This window comes from Pseudorhodoplanes sp. (assembly GCF_050250235.1).
Lineage (GTDB): Bacteria > Pseudomonadota > Alphaproteobacteria > Rhizobiales > Xanthobacteraceae > Pseudorhodoplanes.
In genome coordinates this window covers 1-18,877 of the sequence record NZ_JBFWPA010000082.1, presented here as the reverse complement: position 1 = coordinate 18,877, position 18,877 = coordinate 1, and the positions used below count along the sequence as shown (strand labels likewise).

General features: G+C 62.4%; 19 protein-coding genes. 8 read left to right on the top strand and 11 right to left on the bottom strand.

The window, feature by feature from the left end; all coding sequences use genetic code 11:
* The first annotated feature begins 211 nt into the window (after positions 1-211).
* Together AB7F49_RS26620 and AB7F49_RS26615 are read left to right on the top strand one after the other, a co-directional pair.
* Entirely contained in the window at positions 212-2,842 is a 2,631-nt protein-coding gene (locus AB7F49_RS26620) for a GAF domain-containing protein (protein WP_428528017.1), read from the top strand.
* A complete protein-coding gene (locus tag AB7F49_RS26615; protein WP_428528016.1) occupies positions 2,839-3,228 on the top strand; it encodes a response regulator in 390 nt (129 codons plus the stop codon). The genes AB7F49_RS26620 and AB7F49_RS26615 overlap by 4 nt, the downstream gene beginning before the upstream one ends.
* A 33-nt stretch (positions 3,229-3,261) precedes the next feature.
* On the opposite strand, the gene parC is transcribed toward AB7F49_RS26615, so the two are convergent.
* The gene (gene parC, locus AB7F49_RS26610; RefSeq protein WP_428528014.1) at positions 3,262-5,517 is read right to left on the bottom strand and encodes a DNA topoisomerase IV subunit A; all 2,256 of its coding nucleotides are present in this window, start codon (positions 5,515-5,517) and stop codon (positions 3,262-3,264) included.
* Positions 5,518-5,670: 153 nt separating this feature from the next.
* On the opposite strand from parC, the gene AB7F49_RS26605 reads away from it, so the two are divergent.
* Complete coding sequence (locus AB7F49_RS26605) at positions 5,671-5,934, top strand: hypothetical protein (RefSeq protein ID WP_428528013.1); 264 nt, start codon at positions 5,671-5,673, stop codon at positions 5,932-5,934.
* Positions 5,935-6,318: 384 nt separating this feature from the next.
* Positions 6,319-6,561, top strand: a complete 243-nt coding sequence (locus AB7F49_RS26600; RefSeq protein WP_428528011.1) for a hypothetical protein — start codon at positions 6,319-6,321, stop codon at positions 6,559-6,561.
* A 53-nt stretch (positions 6,562-6,614) separates the two neighbouring features.
* Here AB7F49_RS26600 and recO read toward each other — a convergent pair whose 3' ends face one another.
* The 9 genes from recO to rpoZ form a co-directional block, all read right to left on the bottom strand.
* A complete protein-coding gene (gene recO / locus AB7F49_RS26595) occupies positions 6,615-7,364 on the bottom strand; it encodes a DNA repair protein RecO (protein WP_428528009.1) in 750 nt (249 codons plus the stop codon).
* 47 nt (positions 7,365-7,411) lie between these two features.
* On the bottom strand, positions 7,412-8,182 hold the full coding sequence (xth, locus tag AB7F49_RS26590; RefSeq protein ID WP_428528007.1) for an exodeoxyribonuclease III: 771 nt from the start codon (positions 8,180-8,182) through the stop codon (positions 7,412-7,414).
* Between the two features lie 18 nt (positions 8,183-8,200).
* Complete coding sequence (gene era / locus AB7F49_RS26585) at positions 8,201-9,124, bottom strand: GTPase Era (RefSeq protein WP_428528005.1); 924 nt, start codon at positions 9,122-9,124, stop codon at positions 8,201-8,203.
* The gene (gene rnc, locus AB7F49_RS26580) at positions 9,117-9,890 is read right to left on the bottom strand and encodes a ribonuclease III (protein ID WP_428528046.1); all 774 of its coding nucleotides are present in this window, start codon (positions 9,888-9,890) and stop codon (positions 9,117-9,119) included. The genes era and rnc overlap by 8 nt, the downstream gene beginning before the upstream one ends.
* Positions 9,891-9,979: 89 nt before the next feature.
* The gene (gene lepB, locus AB7F49_RS26575; RefSeq protein ID WP_428528003.1) at positions 9,980-10,732 is read right to left on the bottom strand and encodes a signal peptidase I; all 753 of its coding nucleotides are present in this window, start codon (positions 10,730-10,732) and stop codon (positions 9,980-9,982) included.
* A gap of 125 nt (positions 10,733-10,857) precedes the next feature.
* Positions 10,858-11,268: a holo-ACP synthase gene (gene acpS / locus AB7F49_RS26570; protein WP_428528044.1), complete on the bottom strand. Its 411-nt coding sequence runs from the start codon at positions 11,266-11,268 to the stop codon at positions 10,858-10,860.
* Between the two features lie 11 nt (positions 11,269-11,279).
* The gene (locus AB7F49_RS26565; protein WP_428528042.1) at positions 11,280-12,044 is read right to left on the bottom strand and encodes a pyridoxine 5'-phosphate synthase; all 765 of its coding nucleotides are present in this window, start codon (positions 12,042-12,044) and stop codon (positions 11,280-11,282) included.
* 13 nt (positions 12,045-12,057) lie between these two features.
* Entirely contained in the window at positions 12,058-14,313 is a 2,256-nt protein-coding gene (locus tag AB7F49_RS26560) for a RelA/SpoT family protein (RefSeq protein ID WP_428528040.1), read from the bottom strand.
* Positions 14,314-14,541: 228 nt separating this feature from the next.
* Entirely contained in the window at positions 14,542-14,928 is a 387-nt protein-coding gene (gene rpoZ / locus AB7F49_RS26555) for a DNA-directed RNA polymerase subunit omega (RefSeq protein WP_325611148.1), read from the bottom strand.
* A 329-nt stretch (positions 14,929-15,257) separates the two neighbouring features.
* Between rpoZ and AB7F49_RS26550 the strand changes: the two genes are divergently transcribed.
* Both AB7F49_RS26550 and AB7F49_RS26545 read left to right on the top strand, forming a co-directional pair.
* Positions 15,258-15,896, top strand: a complete 639-nt coding sequence (locus AB7F49_RS26550; protein WP_428528038.1) for an NYN domain-containing protein — start codon at positions 15,258-15,260, stop codon at positions 15,894-15,896.
* Entirely contained in the window at positions 15,874-16,566 is a 693-nt protein-coding gene (locus AB7F49_RS26545; RefSeq protein ID WP_428528000.1) for a uracil-DNA glycosylase, read from the top strand. The genes AB7F49_RS26550 and AB7F49_RS26545 overlap by 23 nt, the downstream gene beginning before the upstream one ends.
* Positions 16,567-16,612: 46 nt before the next feature.
* Here the strand turns inward: AB7F49_RS26545 and AB7F49_RS26540 are convergent, their stop codons facing one another.
* Positions 16,613-16,933: a helix-turn-helix domain-containing protein gene (locus AB7F49_RS26540; RefSeq protein WP_428527998.1), complete on the bottom strand. Its 321-nt coding sequence runs from the start codon at positions 16,931-16,933 to the stop codon at positions 16,613-16,615.
* A gap of 176 nt (positions 16,934-17,109) precedes the next feature.
* Between AB7F49_RS26540 and AB7F49_RS26535 the strand changes: the two genes are divergently transcribed.
* Entirely contained in the window at positions 17,110-18,333 is a 1,224-nt protein-coding gene (locus AB7F49_RS26535) for a tyrosine-type recombinase/integrase (RefSeq protein ID WP_428527996.1), read from the top strand.
* 390 nt (positions 18,334-18,723) lie between these two features.
* Positions 18,724-18,877, top strand: a 154-nt coding sequence (locus AB7F49_RS26530) for a porin (protein WP_428528036.1), incomplete at its 3' end; no start/stop codon positions are given.

Sequence of the window (18,877 nt, the reverse complement as noted above, 5' to 3'; positions counted from 1 at the left end):
GCAGGACAAACGACGGGAGCCGCTTCCTGCCGCAGAAGCGGTTGACGTCGCAGGGCTGGGTGCGCGCGGAGATGTGGGGCAACGCAGCTTGGCCGGTGCGTGATCAGGGGACACAAAGAGCTGCGAATCTACGGTCTTTAACCAGAAACCGTCATGGCGTGATCGCGGGAACTTGGTAAATTGGATCTCGCCGTCACCGCCGGAGGTGGTTATGAAGCGACGCGGTGAAACGACTGCCAGCTTACCGAAGAAACCGCCTGCAAAGCGCACGAGAACTTCACCTCAGGCTGCGCGCAAGTCCTCGCTTTCCACGAACGAACTTAAGCGGCAGATCGCTGCTCTTGAGAAGGAAGTGCTGGCACGCACGATCGATCTGTCCGAGGCGCTGGAGCGGCAGACGGCGACATCCGAAGTTCTACAGGTCATCAATTCCTCATCAGGCAACCTGGCGCCGGTCTTCAGCGCCATGCTCGACAAGGCAATGACCCTATGCGGTGCCGCGTTCGGGTTTTTGACCAGCTACGATGGACACCGCTTTGCGCCTGCGGCGATGCGCGGTGTGCCACCACAGCTGGCGGAATATTTCAGCCGTGGAATGGACCAACCGCAGCCGGGCGAGGCGCATTTCCGAATCCTCAAAGGCGAAGACATTATCCACAATATCGATCAGAAAGGAGAGGAAGCGTATCTATCCGCTCTTCCATTGCGCCGCGCCGTTGTCGATCTTGGTGGCGCGCGGACGGCATTGGTGCTTGCCCTGCGCAAGGAGAATACAATCCTTGGCGCTCTCACCATTTATCGCAAAGAAGTACGTCCATTCTCCGACAAGCAGATCGAACTAATGCGAAGCTTCGCCGCGCAGGCCGTGATCGCCATCGAGAATGCGCGGCTTCTGAGCGAACTGCGGGCGCGCACCGACGACCTCGGTGAATCGCTGGAACAGCAGACCGCAATGTCCGAGGTGTTGAGCGTCATTAGTTCGTCAGCCGGCGAGCTCAAACCAGTATTCGACGCAATCCTGCAAAGAGCAACGCGAATCTGCGAAGCACAGTTCGGCAATCTGTTTCTGCGTGAGGGCGATAACGTGCGTACGGTGGCGGTGATCGGAATCCCGTCCTTTGCTGATAGCTGGCGGCGCGACCCGGTCATGCGGCTTGTGCCGAATACCCCGAGCAGCCGGGTCCTCGGCACCGGGCAAATTGTTCAGATACTCGACATGCGAAAGGACGAAGGTTACCTCGCAGGCAACCCGCGCACGCGCGAGCTTGTCGAGATTGGCGGCGCACGCACCTTCATTTCCTTTCCAATGATGAAAGATGATCAAGCGATTGGCACTATCGGGATGTATCGGCAGGAGGTTCGCCCCTTCACCGACAAGCAGATAGAGCTAATGAGAAATTTCGCAAAGCAAGCCGTGATCGCCATCGAAAATTCGCGTCTGCTCAACGAACTGCGGGACTCCCTGCAGCAGCAGACCGCTACCGCCGACGTACTCAAGGCCATCAGCAGATCGACATTCGATTTGCAGGCAATTTTGGATGCACTGGTTGAATCTGTAGCAAGGCTGTGCGAGTCGGATACCACTGCAATCGCTCGCGAGAATGGCGACGTATACGAACTTGCCGCAACATATGGGCACTCAGATGAAGTGCTCGGGTACATGCGCGCTCGTCCGTTTCAAGTCGACCGTGGAAACTTGGTCGGACGCGTTGCGTTAGAGGGAAAGGCCCTTCAACTCGAAGACGTGCAGGCCGATCCGGAATTCAAGTACAAGGAGGCGGCACGAGTCGTCGGTGTGCGCACGATGCTGGGTGTACCCCTGCTTCGCCAAGGACGCACTATCGGTGTCGTCGTATTGCAGCGACGCCGACTGGAGCTCTTTACGCGGATGCAGATTGAGCTAGTGACTACTTTCGCCGACCAAGCGGTGATCGCCATCGAGAATGCGCGGCTGCTCAGCGAACTGCGCCAACGCACTGCCGATCTAACTACATCGCTAGAGGATCTTCGGACTGCCCAGGATCGCCTGATTCAGACTGAAAAGCTCGCCTCGCTCGGTCAACTGACCGCGGGTATTGCCCACGAGATCAAGAACCCGCTCAATTTCATCAACAATTTTTCGGCCGTCTCGGTCGAACTCATCGACGAGTTGCGCGAAGCGCTTTCTGGCGCGACGCTCAATGATGATTTGCGCGGACAGGTCGGCGAGCTGACGGATATGCTCCAAGGCAACCTCGACAAGGTAATCCAGCACGGCAAACGCGCAGACTCGATCGTCAAGAACATGCTGTTGCATTCACGTCAGGGCTCCGGCGAGCATAGGTCGGTCGACATCAACGCCTTGGTCGAAGAGAGCCTCAACCTCGCCTATCATGGCGCGCGGGCCGAAAAGCAAGACTTCAACATTACATTGGAAAGGTCTCTCGATCCCTCTGCCGGGGACATCGATCTCTTCCCGCAGGAAATGACGCGCGTTTTTCTGAATTTGATTTCAAATGGCTTCTATGCCGCGACAAAAAAAAAGCTCGATGCGAATGGCGGAGACTACGAGCCCACCCTGGTTGCCGCGACGAAGAACCTCGGCGATCGTGTTGAAATCAGAATCCGCGACAACGGCATCGGAATTCCGCCGGAGGTCAGGGAAAGGATGTTCAATCCGTTTTTTACCACCAAGCCGGCCGGCGAAGGGACCGGCCTTGGCCTGTCGTTGAGCCACGACATCATCGTGAAGCAACATTCCGGGTCCATAGAGGTCGATACGCAGCAGGGCGAGTATACGGAATTCAAGATCATTCTCCCGCGCAGGGCTGCTGCGAAAGCAAAGGCTGGAGGCCGTTCGTGAAACCGCTGATTCTCGTGGTCGATGATGAGCCCGACGTGGAAACGCTGTTCCGTCAGCAGTTTCGCCGCGATCTGCGCGATGGCCATTTTACCATGAAATTCGCCCAGTCCGCCATGGCGGCCCTGCAATGCGTTACCGACGCGGGGGATGCCTCGCTGATCCTTATTCTGTCAGACATTAACATGCCGGGCATGAGCGGGCTGGAGCTTCTGCCAAAAGCCAAGGCGCTTCGGCCGGATGTGCCGGTCATCATGATCACCGCCTACGGCGATGCCGAGACCAAGCGCAAGGCTTTGGAGAACGGCGCCGACGCGCTTCTGACCAAGCCAATCGACTTCACTTCGCTCCGGGGCGAGATCGAAACCAGGGTCGGGCGGGCCGCATGATCCGCGATTTGGCGGGGATAGGCGAACATCCGTTCAAGCAATGCTCTTCCCGAACCTGTTGGTCTTCGGGAAGCGGTCCGGCTTGACGCGGCCGGCATCGCCGCGATTGCCGCGCCAAGCGGCGAGTTCCTTCAGCGGAGTGGTGTTCGCGCGCCCCGCCGAGTCAAACCAGTTCAACCCGTCGCCCTTCGACTCGAAAGTCGTGATGTCGCTCAGGATCCCGTCCTTGTAGCGCTGCAGCCGCACGCCGGCGCCGCGCGTCATCTCCGGCACCTGGTTGATCGGGAACACGATCATCTTGCGATTCTCGCCGATGGCCGCGACCAGATCGCCCTCGACCAGCGCAATCGCGACCGCCTTGTCCGGCGCCTTGACGTTCAGCACCTGCTTGCCCTTGCGGGTATTGGCGAGGCATTCGTCCTCGGGCACCACGAAGCCCTTGCCTTCGGCGGAGGCCATCAGGAACTTGCGGCCGCCCTGGTGCTTGAAGGCGGCGACGATCGACGCATCCTGCTCCAGATCGATGAACAGCCGCACCGGCTCGCCGTGGCCGCGGCCGCCCGGAAGCTTCGATGCATCGATGGTGTAGAACTTTCCGTTCGAGGCGAAGAACACGCATTTCGACGTGGTCTCGGCGTGGAAATGGAATTGCAGTGAGTCGTCGGATTTGAAGGCGACCGCTGACAGGTCGGTGACGTGGCCGCGCAGCGCCCGCACCCAGCCCTTCTCCGACACCACGACCGTAACCGGCTCGCGCTCGACCAGCATTTCCGCCAATTCCTGCTCGACGTCCTGCACCTGCCCGAAGGTGGTGCGACGCCTGCCGAGTTCGGTCTTGGGCCCGAAGGTTTCGCGCACCTTCCTGATTTCGCCCGCGACCGTCTTCCACTGCTCATCTTCGGATTTAAGCAGCGCCTTCAATTTCTTCAGTTCGTCCCGTAAATTCTTGTCCTCGCTGCGGATCTCCATTTCCTCGAGCTTGCGCAGGTTGCGCAGCCGCATGTTGAGGATCGCGTCGGCCTGAACGTCGGTGAGCTTGAAAGTCCGGATCAGCACCGGCTTGGGCTCGTCCTCGGTGCGGATGATCTTGATGACCTTGTCGAGGTTCAGATAGGCGATCAGGTAGCCGCCCAGCACCTCGAGCCGATGCTCGATCGCTTCGAGCCGGTGCTGGCTGCGCCGCACCAGGACATCGCGGCGATGGTCGAGCCATTCGCGCAACGCCTCGGCGAGGCCCAGCACCTTGGGCACCCGGCCCTTGACCAGCACATTCATGTTCATCGGCACGCGGCTTTCCAGCTCGCTCACCTTGAACAGCGATTCCATCAGCAGCACCGGGTCCACGGCGCGCGATTTCGGCTCGATCACCAGACGGATGTCGGCTGCGGATTCGTCGCGGATGTCGGCGACGAGCGGCAGCTTGCGCTCGTTGAGCAGTTCGGCGATGCGCTCCACCAGCCGCGACTTCTGCACCAGATAGGGAATCTGCGTCACCACGATCTGGTAGCCGCCGCGGCCGGTGTCTTCCTTGCTCCAGCGCGCCCGCACCCGGAACGAGCCTCGGCCGGTGGTATAGGCCTCGGCGATCGCCTCTTTCGAATCGACCACGATGCCGCCGGTCGGAAAGTCCGGCCCCGGCACGTATTTCAGCAGCGTCTTGCTGCGCGCATTCGGATTGTCGATCAGGAACAAAGCGGCGTCGCACAATTCGGCGGCATTGTGCGGCGGAATGGATGTGGCCATGCCGACTGCGATGCCCTGCGATCCGTTGGCTAGCAGGTTCGGGAACGCGCCGGGCAAGACCACCGGCTCTTCCGTCAGCCCGTCATAGTTGGGCCGGAAGTCGACCGCGTTTTCGTTGATGCCCTCAAGCAGCAACCGCGCGACCTCGGTCATGCGGGCTTCGGTGTAGCGGTAGGCGGCTGCGTTATCGCCGTCGATATTGCCGAAGTTCCCCTGCCCGTCGATCAGCGGATAGCGCGACGAGAAGTCCTGCGCGAGCCGCACCAGCGCGTCGTAGATCGCCTGGTCGCCATGCGGGTGGAAGTTACCCATCACGTCGCCGACGATCTTGGCGGATTTCTTCGGCGTGGAACCCGGATCAAGCCGCAACAGATTCATGCCATGCAGAATGCGGCGGTGGACCGGCTTCAGCCCGTCGCGCGCGTCGGGAAGCGCGCGATGCATGATGGTCGACAGCGCATAGGCCAGGTAGCGCTCTTCGAGCGCGTCCTGCAGCGCAATGTCCTGGACGTCCTTGTCCGGCGGAGGAATCAGCCTGGTACCCATGGGGTTCGGTACCGCGCATCGCCGTCGCGAACAAGTGACGCACCCCCTGCGGGGTGCGCTCCAAGCCCGGGGCGGCTAGCATTGCAGCACGGGCGACGATCCCGGTCGAGGCGGCGTTCGCGTGGTCCCGACCGAAACTGAGGGAGACCAGCCATGCGCAACACCACGCTTGCGTTAACAATTGCGGCTGCCCTGCTGGCAATACTTGCTACCTCGCCCAGACCGGCACAGGCGATGATGCTGCCGTCGCAAGCAGTGATTGCCGACGTCGCGGCGCACGCGGATCATGTGCAGAAGGTCCGTCGCTATTGCCGCAGATATTGCAATCGCTATCGCTGCTGGCGGCGGTGCTGGTGGGCCCCCCGGCGATACTATCGGCCCTACTATCGTCCATATCGCTATTACCGGCGCTACTAGTCCGGCAGTCGTCTTCGGGCGGGTACATGAACAGGTGGCTCAGCAGCGGACTCGCGCATCCGCCGCTGAGCCAATGAGTATCGAGCCCGGGACTCTAGAGCCTGGGAATCTAGAGCCTGTACTACGTCGTACGGTGCCGCCGGATTTTGCGCGCACTTCCGAACGGTCACGCTTGATTTATTGCCAAGCGCGGAAAAAATCCGATGTGCCTCCAATTTTTCGTGGTACTTATTTCGCGTGGCCGTGAAGGGGATCAGTTTGCGGCAGGGTGGTTTCTAGCTGCGCCCGCACGGGTGCGGATCACGCGGTCGGTAGCGGTGTGCTGCCTGACCGAAGCGTAACATCCGTGTTGCGCACGTCGTCGATTAAATGGAGATCGAACTCATGAAGACACTCGCAACTGCCCTGATCGTAGCGGCCGGCCTCGCCCTCGGCACCGGAGCCGCCATGTCGGCTCCGGTCAGCATGCCGGGCTCGGGCGCCACGCTGAATGTGGGCAGCCTGCTGCAGCCGGCGCAATATTACGGCGGGTATCGCTACCGGTATCGGCCATACTGCTATACTGTCCGGCGCTGCTCGGGCTATGGCTATTACCGCCGCTGCTGGAGAGAGCGCATCTGTCGCTGAACAGAAAGCGCAGTCCGATCGAGATCAGGCCGGTCCGTCAGGGCCGGCCTTTTTCATGCCGCATCGGGCAATCTGCGGCAGACCGCGGCGATGAAATGCGCGCGCGCGTCGGACAGCGTGAGGCCGCGAGGCTCCATCACATGGCGCGCGAGAAAGAATGCCGTGAGCGCGAAGCCATCCTCGATGTCCTTCGCACCGACATCCGCCTCACCGTGAGGTTCGGCCTCCCCGCTGACGAAAGCCGGAAGAGCAAGCAGGCGGTCGCGCCACGGCGCACCGGCATCCCGCGAAACCGCCCGGCCCGACTTGGGAGAAACATAGACGAGATCGCTCCGCGATCCGGTCGCCGCGCAGGCATCGAGGTCGAGCCCGAAACCGAGTTCCGACAGCATCAGAAGTTCGAACCGAACCGTCAGCGCGGCGCATGAGACCGGATCGTGAAGACGACCGACGATGGCTTCCAGGCCATCAAACACGATTTCATGCGGGTCGCGCTCGGGCAGCAGCCGCGCCAGTGCGGCGAGATGCGTCACCGCGAACAATGCATGCCGATCGGAAAACAATGCACCCGCGCGCAATGCGACCGGCTCGACCGTGAAGGTGCCGAGGTGATCATCCAGGCGCGCGCGCCACTGCACCCGCACCGAATTGCCCGGCTGCAGGACCGGCCGCATCCGGCTCCCCGTCCCGCCCCGCACGAGCCCAAGGTGGCGGCCGTGCGCGCGGGTCATCAGTTCCAGAATGGCATTCGCCTCGCCATGCCGCCGGATGCCAAGGACGAATCCGTCGTCACTCCATTGCATGACGGGACATGAGCCGATCCCGGGCGGAATGTCGAGTTGCCCGAAGGCTAACGGAGTTCCACCCAGGCCGGGGCGTGGTCGCTGGCGCCCTCGCGGCCGCGCTCCACCCGGTCGACGCCGGCTGCCTTCAACCTATTTGCGAGGATCGGCCCGAGCAGGATGTGATCGAGCCGCAGCCCGGCATCGCGCTGCCAGCGGTTTCGCTTGTAGTCCCAGAACGTATAGATGCGCTCGTCGGGATGGGTTTCCCGCAGGGCATCGGTCCAGCCCTGTTTCAGCAGCCGGGCATAGGCCGCGCGGCTCTGCGGCTGGACCAGCGCGTCGTTGTCCCAGGACTTGGTGGGATAGATGTCCAGGTCGGTCGGCGCCACGTTGAAGTCGCCGATCAGTACGACGGGTACGTTGGCTTTCAATAGCTTGCGGGCATGTGTCGATAGCCGGCTGAACCATTTCAGCTTGTAGTCGAACTTGGGGCCGGGCTGCGGATTGCCATTCGGCAGATACAGGCAGCCGATCAGGATGCCGTTCACGGCGGCCTCGAGATAACGGCTCTGCAGGTCATTCGGGTCGCCCGGCAGCGCCATGCGAGTCGCGACCGGCTCACCGTTGCGCGACAGGATCGCCACCCCGTTCCAGGTCTTTTGACCGCGAAACACCGAATGATAGCCCGCCTTGCGCAGGGCCGCCGCCGGAAAGTCCGCGTCGATGCATTTCAGTTCCTGCAGGCCGACAATATCGGGCTTGGCACGCCTCAGCCATTGCAGAAGGTTCGGCAGCCGCCGATTGATATTGTTGATGTTGAAGGTTGCGATTTTCACCGGCCCCGATCGACAGCGTCAGCTGTCCCTCGGAAAGTCCAGTCCCATCTCGCGATAGCGTTCCGGGTCGTCGCCCCAGCCCTCGCGCACCTTGACGAACAGGAACAGATGGACCGGGGCCTCGAGTATCCCCGACATCTCCTTGCGCGCTTCGGCGCCGATCGCCCTCAGCGTCTGGCCGCCCTTCCCGATCACGATCTTTTTCTGGCTTTCGCGCTCCACATAGATCGTCTGCTCGATGCGCACCGAGCCGTCCTTCTTTTCCTCCCAGGAATCGGTTTCGACGGTGGACTGGTAGGGCAATTCCTGATGCAGGCGGTTGAACATCTTCTCGCGGGTGATCTCGGCTGCGAGCTGCCGCAGCGGCGCGTCCGACATCTGGTCTTCCGGATAGAGCCAGGGACCCGGAGGGACCTCTCCGGCAAGCCACGAGCGCATGTCGTCGACGCCATCGCCGGAGAGTGCCGACACCATGAAGGTCGCCTGAAACCCGACGCGTGCGTTCAGGGCGGTCGCGAGCGCCAGCAAGGCAGGCTTGTCGGTGACGTCGACCTTGTTGAGGACCAGAAACTTGCGGCCGGATGTAGCGGCCAGATTCTTCACGATGGCCTCGGCTTCGTCGTCCAGGCCCTTGCGCGAGTCGAGCAGGAACCCGGTCAGGTCGGCATCATGGGCGCCGGCCCAGGCACTCGTCACCATCGCGCGATCGAGCCGTCGCTTGGGTGCAAAAATGCCCGGCGTGTCGACGAATATCAGCTGCGAGGCGCCTTCGATGATGATGCCACGGACCGGCATGCGCGTGGTCTGCACCTTGTGGCTCACGATCGAGACCTTGCTGCGCACCAGCGCATTGATCAGGGTCGATTTGCCGGCATTGGGCGCGCCAATCAGCGCAATGAAACCACATCGGCTCGCCTCCTGCGATGGCGCGCCCTCAGACATCCGCGCGGACTCCTTCGCGGGCGAGCAGCGCCGCCGCGGCCGCCTGCTCGGCCGCGCGCTTGGAGCGGCCATGGCCTTCCGCCGGCTCCCGCTCGGGCAGCAGAACGGCGACCCGGAAAACCGGGTCGTGATGCGGACCGATCCGTTCGACCTCGCGATAGGACGGGGTCGGCAACCCCCGCGCCTGCGCCCATTCCTGCAGCACCGTCTTCGGATCGCGCAAGGGTCGCGCCGGGGCGCGCATGCGGTCCGACCAATAGCGCTCGACCAGTACTTTCGCAGCCTTGTAGCCGCCATCGAGAAACACCGCACCGACCAGCGACTCGCAAACATCGGCGAGGATCGCGATCCGCGAGCGCCCGCCTGCCCGCACTTCGGATGCCCCGAGTCGCAGCGATGCTCCGAGATCGATCGCACGGGCCACATCGGCGCAGGATTCGCGGCGTACCAGGTCGGCCAGGCGGCGCGACAATTCGCCTTCCTCCGCCTTCGGAAACGCCTCGAACAGCATTTCGGATACCGCGAGGCCCAGAACATGGTCCCCCAGGAATTCCAGCCGCTGATAGCTGCCGGTGCGGCCCTGCCCCTTGAGCGCGGAAATGTGGGTGAGCGCGCGCTCGAGCAGCGCCTTGTCGCGGAACTTGTAGCCGATGGTGGTTTCGAGTGCGGACGCGCGCTCGGTCTTGCGTCTGGTCCTGACAGGTGCCGCCTGCGACTTGCCGCCCGCTTCGGCGGAAACCGGTTCGGCGTCGGCGGCAACGGGCATTGCGCTCGCCGCCGATTTTCGCTTTGCCGCGCGCGGCTTGCGCTTGGCCCGCGCGTTGTTCGCGATGGCAGTCCTGTCTGCGGGCGCGCTCATCGCACGATCTTGAAAATCCGGTTCCAGCGTACGGTCCATGGCCAGCGCCAAATCTGCCATGCGCGTTCGCCCTCTGCGACGGAGAAGAAGATGATCTGCGCGCGGCCGATCAGATGACTGAAGGGCACATAGCCGACCTGACTGAGGACGCGGCTGTCGGTCGAGTTGTCGCGATTGTCGCCCATCATGAAGTAATGACCGGCCGGCACCACATATTCCTGCGTATTGTCGTAGAAGCCGTTGTCCTGCAGATCGAGCGTCGTGTAGCTTACGCCGTTCGGAAGGGTCTCGCGCCAGCGCTTGACGCGGATCGCGCGGTCGCCTTCTTCGGTCTCGATATAGTCCGCCATGCGTTCGCGCTTGACCGGTTCGCCGTTGATGATCAGCGCGCCCTGCTGGACCTGGATGCGGTCGCCCGGCAGCCCGATCACGCGCTTGATGTAATCGGTGGAGTCGTCCTTCGGCAGCCTGAAGACCGCGACATCGCCACGATCGGGCGGCGAGCCGAAGATGCGGCCCGAAAACAGGGGCGGCGAGAATGGAAAGGAATAGGACGAATATCCGTAGGAATATTTCGACACGAACAGATAGTCGCCGACCAGCAGCGTTTCCTTCATCGATCCCGACGGGATGTTGAAAGGCTGGAACAGGAAGGTGCGGATCACGAGCGCAATGATGAGCGCATGCACGATCACGCGGACGGTCTCGCCGAATCCGCTTTCCTTGCGCTTGGTGCTGGTCACGCTCATGGGCCTCATGTCCGGGAGATTACGCGCTGGCCGGCCCTTGTAGCGGGTGCGGAACGGCTTCGCAACGAAACGGAAAACCACCTTTATCTATATGGCAACACTAATGAAACCAGTTCTTGCGGCGCTCATGATACCGCCTTCAGAGGCACCGCGGAGATGATCACGATCGCTTGTGCAAGCGGATATTCGTCGGTCAGACTGATGTCGATTCGTGCCTCATGACCATCCGGCGTGATCTCGTTCAGCCGTTTGAGCGCGCCGCCGGTAAGCTTCATGGTCGGGCGACCGGACGGCAGGTTGACCACACCCATGTCGCGGAAGAACACCCCGTTGCGAAAACCGGTGCCGAGCGCCTTGGAGCAGGCCTCCTTCGCCGCGAAGCGCTTGGCATAGGTGTCGATGCGGGTCGCGCGCCGTTCCGCCTTGGCGACCTCCACCGGTGTGAAGATGCGCTGGATGAAGCGGTCACCGTGCCGTTCCAGCACTTTCTCGATGCGCCGGATGTCGACGAGATCGGAGCCGAGCCCAAGGATCATGCCACCTTGGATCATGCCGCCTTCGCATTCTGCCGCCCACGGTCCATGGCGCCGCGCATGGTTCGGATCGCGTTGTCGAGGCCGACATAGACCGCCTCGCCGATGAGGAAATGGCCGATATTCAGCTCGACGATTTCCGGCAGCGCCGCGATGGTCTCCGCGCTCGCATAGTCGAGGCCGTGTCCCGCATGGACTTCGAGCCCAAGGAAGTTCGCGCATGCCGTCGCGATCCGGATACGCTCGAATTCGCGCGCAGCAACATCCGCATCGCCGGCCGCCAACGCTTCGCACCAGGCGCCGGTATGTATCTCGATCACCGGCGCGCCCACTGCATGCGCGGCTTCGACCTGCTCGCGGTCGGCCGCGATGAAAAGCGACACCCGGATGCCCGCCGCGCCGAGCGTACGCACCGCATGCTCCACGACTCCGCGCTGGCCGACCACATCGAGTCCGCCTTCGGTGGTGCGCTCGGCGCGCCGCTCCGGCACCAGGCATGCGGCATGCGGACGGGTGCGCACCGCGATCGCGATCATGTCGTCGGTCGCCGCCATCTCGAAATTCAGCGGCTTGCCAATCTCGGCCTTCAGCCGCGTGATGTCCTCGTCGCGAATATGGCGCCGGTCCTCGCGCAGATGCGCGGTGATGCCGTCCGCTCCCGACGCCACGGCAAGCTTTGCCGCCCGCACCGGATCCGGATGCCGGCCGCCGCGAGCATTGCGGATGGTGGCGACGTGGTCGATGTTGACGCCGAGACGGAGATGCGGGGCCTGAACCAAGATCAAGGAGCCTTCAGCCGTTCACGCGCGCCACCCGCGCGACCACGGGCTTGGCCCGCAATTGCGCGATGATGGCGGTCAGGTGCTTGAGATCATAGACCTCGAGATCGATGATGAGCGTGGTGAAGTCGGGCGATTGGCGCGTCATGTGGATATTGTCGATGTTGCCGTCATTTTCGGCGATGACCTGGGCAAGCTGCGCCAGGGTGCCCGGTTCGTTGACCGATTCTACCACAATCCGGGCGGGAAAGCGCTGCGGTTCCCGCTCGTCGACATCCCAGCGCAAATCGAGCCATTGCTCCGGCCGGTCCTCGAAATCCTGCAGGCTCGGCGACTGGATCGGATAGATCGTGATCCCCTCCCCCGGTGTCAGAATGCCGACGATGCGGTCGCCCGGCACCGCGCCGCCATTGGGCGCGAACCGTACCGGAAGATCGCTGTTGATGCCGCGCACGGGGATGGCGCCCGCGGTGTCGCCGGTCGGAACCTTGGCCTTCACCGCCTTCGCGCGGCGCAAACCAAACCAGGCGCTGTCGCCCTTGGGCGCGGCCAGCGCCGCACGCTCTTCGAGATAATCGGGATACATCGCGCGCGCGACGTCGGAGGCTTTCATCTCGCCGCGGCCGACTGCCGCCATCACCTCCTCGATCGAGGAACGCGCGAGCCGCGGCAAGGCGCCCTGCAGCTTCTCGTCGGAATATTCCTTCTTGGCGCGCTGAAACAGCCGCTCGACGATGCGCCGGCCAAGCCCCGCATATTGGTCGCGCACGGCGACCCGCGTGGCACGCCGGATGGAGGCCCGCGCCTTGCCGGTCACAACGATGGATTCCCACGCGGCCGGCGGCGCTTTCTGCGCCTTCGAGGTCATGATCTCGACCTCGTCGCCGTTCTGCAGCTCCGACGCCAGCGGCGCGATCTTACCGTTGATCTTGGCGCCGACCGCCATGTTGCCGACATCGGTATGCACCGCATAGGCGAAGTCGATCGGAGTGGCGTGGCGCGGCAGCGCGATCAGCTTGCCCTTCGGCGTAAAGCAGAAGACCTGGTCGTGGAACAGTTCGAGCTTGGTGTGCTCCAGGAATTCCTCGGAATTGGACCCCTCCGACAGCAGCTCGATGGTGCGGCGCAACCACGCATAGGCATTCGACTCGCGCGACAGCATCTCCGAGGGAGATACGCTCGCATCCTTGTAGAGGGCATGCGCCGCGATACCGTATTCGGCGATATCGTCCATCTCCTGCGTGCGCACCTGCAGTTCGACGCGCTGCTTGCCGGGCCCGATCACGGTGGTGTGGATCGACCGGTAATCATTCTGCTTGGGCGTCGAGATGTAATCCTTGAAGCGGCCGGGCACCACCGGCCATGTGGTATGGACGACGCCGAGCGCCTGATAGCATTCGGCGACCGCGTTCACGATCAGGCGAAACGCGAAGATATCCGACAATTGCTCGAAGCCGACCGACTTGCGCTCCATCTTGCGCCAGATCGAATAGGCGCGCTTCTGGCGTCCCCTCACCTTGGCCGATATGCCGCGGTCCGCAAGCTTGCGGGTGAGCTGCTGCTCGATGTCGATGATCAGATCCTTGTTGCGCAGTCCGAGCGTCAGCAGGCGCTCGGTCACCACCTGATAGGCGTCGGGATACAGCTCGCGAAACGACAGGTCTTCGAGCTCCTCACGCATTTCCTGCATGCCCATGCGGCCGGCAAGCGGTGCGTAAATGTCGAGCGTCTCCTCTGCCATCCGCCGGCGTGTGTCGGGGGGAACGTGGTGAAGCGTGCGCATGTTATGCAGGCGGTCCGCCAGCTTGACGAGAAGCACGCGCACATCGTCAGCGATGGCGAGCAGCAACTTGCGCAGATTCTCGGCCTGCTTGGCCTCCTTCGTAACCAGGTCGAGCTTTTTCAGCTTGGTCAGGCCCTCCACGAGAGCGCCGATTTCCTTGCCGAACAACTCGTCGATCTCCGCGCGCGTGGCCGGCGTATCCTCGATGGTGTCGTGCAGGAGCGCGGCCGCGACCGTCGCATCGTCAAGCTGCAGGTCGGTGAGGATCGCGGCAACTTCAAGCGGATGCGAGAAATACGGATCGCCGGAGGCGCGCTTCTGCTCGCCGTGCGCCTTCATCGCGTAAACATAGGCGCGGTTGAGCAAGGCTTCGTCGGTGTCGGGATTGTAGCGGCGGACACGATCGACCAGTTCGTATTGCCGCATCATTTGCGGTTTGGCGGGACGCTTGGTCTTTTCCGCCGATCCGGGTTCGGGACCGAGCATTGTCCCCGGAAGCTCCAGCGGTGCGCGTGTCCGCGCCTGGTTCTGCATCCGGGGTAATTGTGGGCTCGACCGCGCCATGATCCGCTCCGGCCGACGATGCCGGCCTGCACCAAAACCAATATCACGGCGGTTCGCCGCACCCGCAAGGCCGAAGGCAAAGGGTTAAGAAACAAAAAGGCCCGACGGATCGCCGGGCCTTGAGGACTTTGCCGGGGTGGGCTGGTGGGCCTATTCCTCTTCTTCGGGCTGCGCCTCGGGGGGCGTAAGTCCTTCCAGCCCCTTGAGCAATTCCTCCTCGCTCATGTGCTCCATGGCGACATCGGTATCGTCGGCATCGACCGAGCCCGAAGTTCCGATCAACGGCGCCTCCGGCTCCGGCTCGTCGACCTCGACATACTTCTGCAGGGAATGAATCAGGTCTTCCTTGAGGTCGCCTGGCGAGATCGTGGTCTCGGCAATCTCGCGCAATGCCACAACCGGGTTCTTGTCATTGTCGCGATCGACGGTGATCTGGGCACCGGACGAAACCATGCGAGCGCGATGACTCGCGAGAAGCACGAGTTCGAAGCGGTTTTCAACCTTGTCGATGCAGTCTTCTACGGTGACACGGGCCATCGGCTTGTCACTCCTATGACGGTTTTTTCAATGGGAATTGGGGGCGTTGGTACCCTCAGACCTTCGGAATCGCAAGAAGTAAATTGGTCCGATCGGAACCGGTGGTTTTCACTTGGCCCCGTCGGTAAACCTCTGGTAACGGACCCGCTGGAACCATACAGCCCGCTTTCGACTAATTGAATTGAGGACGATCAAATTTCGCGGAGCGGGAGATTCTGCGGCACTTCCCGCCGCGACAGGGCGGCCATTCCTGCCGTCGACACGACGCATTGCACACCGACCTGATGTGGCGACAGCCGCCTGACAGACCAGAAGGACAAGACTTGACGATGGGATCAAATCTCGAAAGGACTGCCCTGTTCATTGATGGTGCAAACCTTTACGCGACCGCAAAATCCTTGGGCTTTGACATCGACTACAAGCGCCTGCTTCGCGAGTTTCAGTCACGCGGCTATCTGTTGCGCGCCTTCTACTACACCGCCGTTATCGAGGATCAGGAATATTCATCAATCCGCCCCTTGATCGACTGGCTGGATTACAACGGCTACACCGTCGTGACGAAGGCGACGAAGGAATTCGTCGATCAGACCGGCCGCCGCAAGGTCAAGGGCAACATGGATATCGAGCTTGCGGTCGATGCCATGGAGCTTGCCGGGCACATCAACCACATGGTGCTGTTCTCCGGCGATGGCGACTTTCGCTCGCTGATCGAAGCGGTCCAGCGGCGCGGTGTACGCGTGACCGTGGTCTCGACCATGTCGTCTCAGCCACCCATGGTTGCCGACGAGTTGCGCCGGCAGGCCGATGAATTCGTCGACATCATCACGCTGCAATCCAAGATCGGCCGCGATCCGTCGGAGCGTCCGGTCCGTGAACCGCGCGAACCTCGCCAGCATACTCCGCAGTTTTTGCAGCGGCCGACACAACGGGCGAATATCGGCCCCGATGGCGACGACTTCGAGGACTGAAAACCCGGCATTCATTCGCGACAGCGGCAAGGCGGGGCGCGATTGTCCGCGCTGCCCCCGGCTGGTTGCGTTTCGCACGCAGTGGCGTGAGCGTGAACCGGGCTGGTTCAACGCACCGGTCGGCTCGTTCGGTCCGTTGGACGCGCGGCTGCTGATCGTGGGACTGGCGCCTGGCCTGCAAGGCGCCAACCGCACCGGGCGTCCCTTCACCGGGGACTTTGCCGGCGATCTCCTCTACGGGACGCTGGTCGAATTCGGATTCGCGCGAGGACAATTCAATGCGCGGGTCGACGACACGATCGAACTCGTCGATGCACGGATCACCAACGCGGTGCGCTGCGTGCCTCCCGAGAACAAGCCGACGCCGGCGGAAATCCTGACGTGCCGCGGCTTCCTCGAAGCGACCATCGCCGAGATGACGGAACTGCGCGGGATCATCGCGCTCGGTCGGATCGCTCATGATGCAACCGTGACCGCGCTCGGGTCACGCAAATCGGCGGTGAAATTCGGCCATGGCGCCCGCAGCGAAATCGGGCAGGTGACGATTTTCGACAGCTATCACTGCTCGCGCTACAATACCAATACCGGTGTGTTGACGCCGGACATGTTCAGAGCGGTGTTTGCCGCCGCGCGCGATTTTATCGACGGCGGCCGGGTGAGGCGCGCCTGATCAGGCGTGATCCAAAGTCTGCTTCAAAAAAACAGACCACCCATTCTCAGTCACGATCGCCGCGCTTGCGGCGCGGCTGCACCAGAATGCGAAAGCCGCCCGACGGCACCATCTCGAATGAAACGCCCTCGTCGCGCAGCACACCCTCGATCGCCACAGCCGTCGAACGTCGCACGTCGACGCCCGCTTGCTCCAGCCGGTTGATCGATCGCTGCGTGACGCCGACCCGCTGACCGAGTTCGGCCTGACTCCAGCCGAGCACCGCGCGCGCGGCACGGACCTTGGCTGCAAATTCCCGTCGCTCTTCGTTCATCGCAACGAGGTTCGGCACGACGGAGAATCTCTTGCGTCGGTTGTCGCCGATCATTTCCCCTCCAGCCCAACGTCATGTTTTGTGACACACAAAACCGATTTTGCGACGCGCAATTCGTCACACCCGACATAGTTGTCGTACGAAATATCCTTTATGTACCAATGGCTTGACTCGGTAATGTCATCTGATGTGACATCTGCTTCATCAAAATTCCTGTTGTGCAGAGTCCCATGCCCAAGGTCGTCCTCTCCAAAACCTTCATCGAGCACGCGATCTGCGATCCGGGACGAGCCAAGATCGACTATTTCGATTCCGATCAACGCGGGTTCATGCTCGAGGTCAGGCGCTCGGGCGGGAAGACGTTCTATCAGCGCTACAGCGACGAGCGCGGCCGCGAGCGGCAATTCAAGATCGGCCCGGCCGACGCGCTTACGCTCGATCAGGCCCGCAAGAAGGCCCGCATCATCCTGGCCCAGGCCCTGCTCGGCTCCGACCCGCAGGCCCGGCGCAGGGAGTTGCGCGAGATTCCGACGCTCGCCGAACTCGTCCGCGACCGCTATCTGCCGCATGTGAAGGCCTACAAGCGGAGCTGGCGCACGGATGAGACCGTGTTCCGCGTCCACATCCTGCCGCTGCTCGGCTCCAAGCCGATCGACGAGATCACCGGCGATGCGATCGCCGATCTCGTCCAGCGCATGCGCGACAAAGGCTATGCCAGCGGCACCACCAATCGGGTGCTGATCCTGATCCGATTCATCTTCAATCTGGCGCGCAAGTGGAAGATCGCGGGCGTCCGCGAAAACCCGACCGTCGGCCTCAACACCGCGCCGGACGTCCAGCGCGACCGCTTCCTGACGCCCGAGGAGACCAAGCGGCTGATCGCATCGATCAATATCGACGAGAATCGGAGCGCGGCGCAGACCATCATGTTGCTGCTGCTGACCGGCGCTCGGCGCAATGAGGTCTCTCACGCGAAGTGGGATTACATCGACTGGGAGCGGCGAACCCTGCTGGTTCCGGTCTCCAAGTCCGGCAAACCGCGGACCATCGCCTTGAATGGGCACGCCATGGCCCTGCTGCGATCGATCCCGCGCGTGGACGGCAATGCCTACATCTTCCCCTCGCCGATCACCGGCCGCCCCTGCCCCTCGCTCCACTTTCCGTGGACCCGGATCAAGCAGCGCGCCATTCTCGACGACCTCAGGCTGCACGACCTGCGGCATTCCTTCGCAAGTTTTCTCGTGAATGAAGGCGTGTCGCTCTATGTGGTGCAGGGGCTTCTTGGCCATACGCAGCCGCGCACAACGCAGCGCTACGCGCATCTGGCTCAGGACACGCTCAACAGCGCGGCCGAAGTCGTTGCCAGTGTAATTGCCGGCGCCATCAAGCCACCGGCTGTCCCCGTGGAGCTTGTGGCGGCGATCCAGTCGCTCGACCAGGCGAACGTCGCCTAGTCCGGCCAGCTCGACACAATCGGGTATCCTTGCGCCGGCCGCTCGGCCGGGCACGCAAACACGCGCGTATTGTCGCGCCTTCAACCCATCCGAGAACCATCGATATGGTTCGCGCTGACGGTGCATCCTGACGCGGAGCATCGCCGCGCCTGCACCTGCCGCGGCAGCGTCCGCACGCCGCGAAAGGCGACTACCTAGGCCATACCGAGAACCCCGACCCGCGCCACAGCGCGAGCCGACGCCCCGCTGCGACAATATGCCTGCGGGAATAAATCCGATTTCAGGGCGGGTCGTCCGCTTCGGCACCCAGCGCATCCCCTCTCCGGCCTCCGCGATTCGACTGGCGAGAGCCCATCGAATTGCGGGTTAGCTGTTGATTCCGCTACACAAATCCGGGCCGCAGGCGCGAGATCAGTAGAATACGTGAAGATCTGTAGCCTTTACGGGGTGGGGTATTATTATATTCCGGGAACCGATACCTGCATCAAGATCGGCGGCTATGTCCGTTTCGAAGCCTATCACAATGACGCAGGCGGCCTGTTCC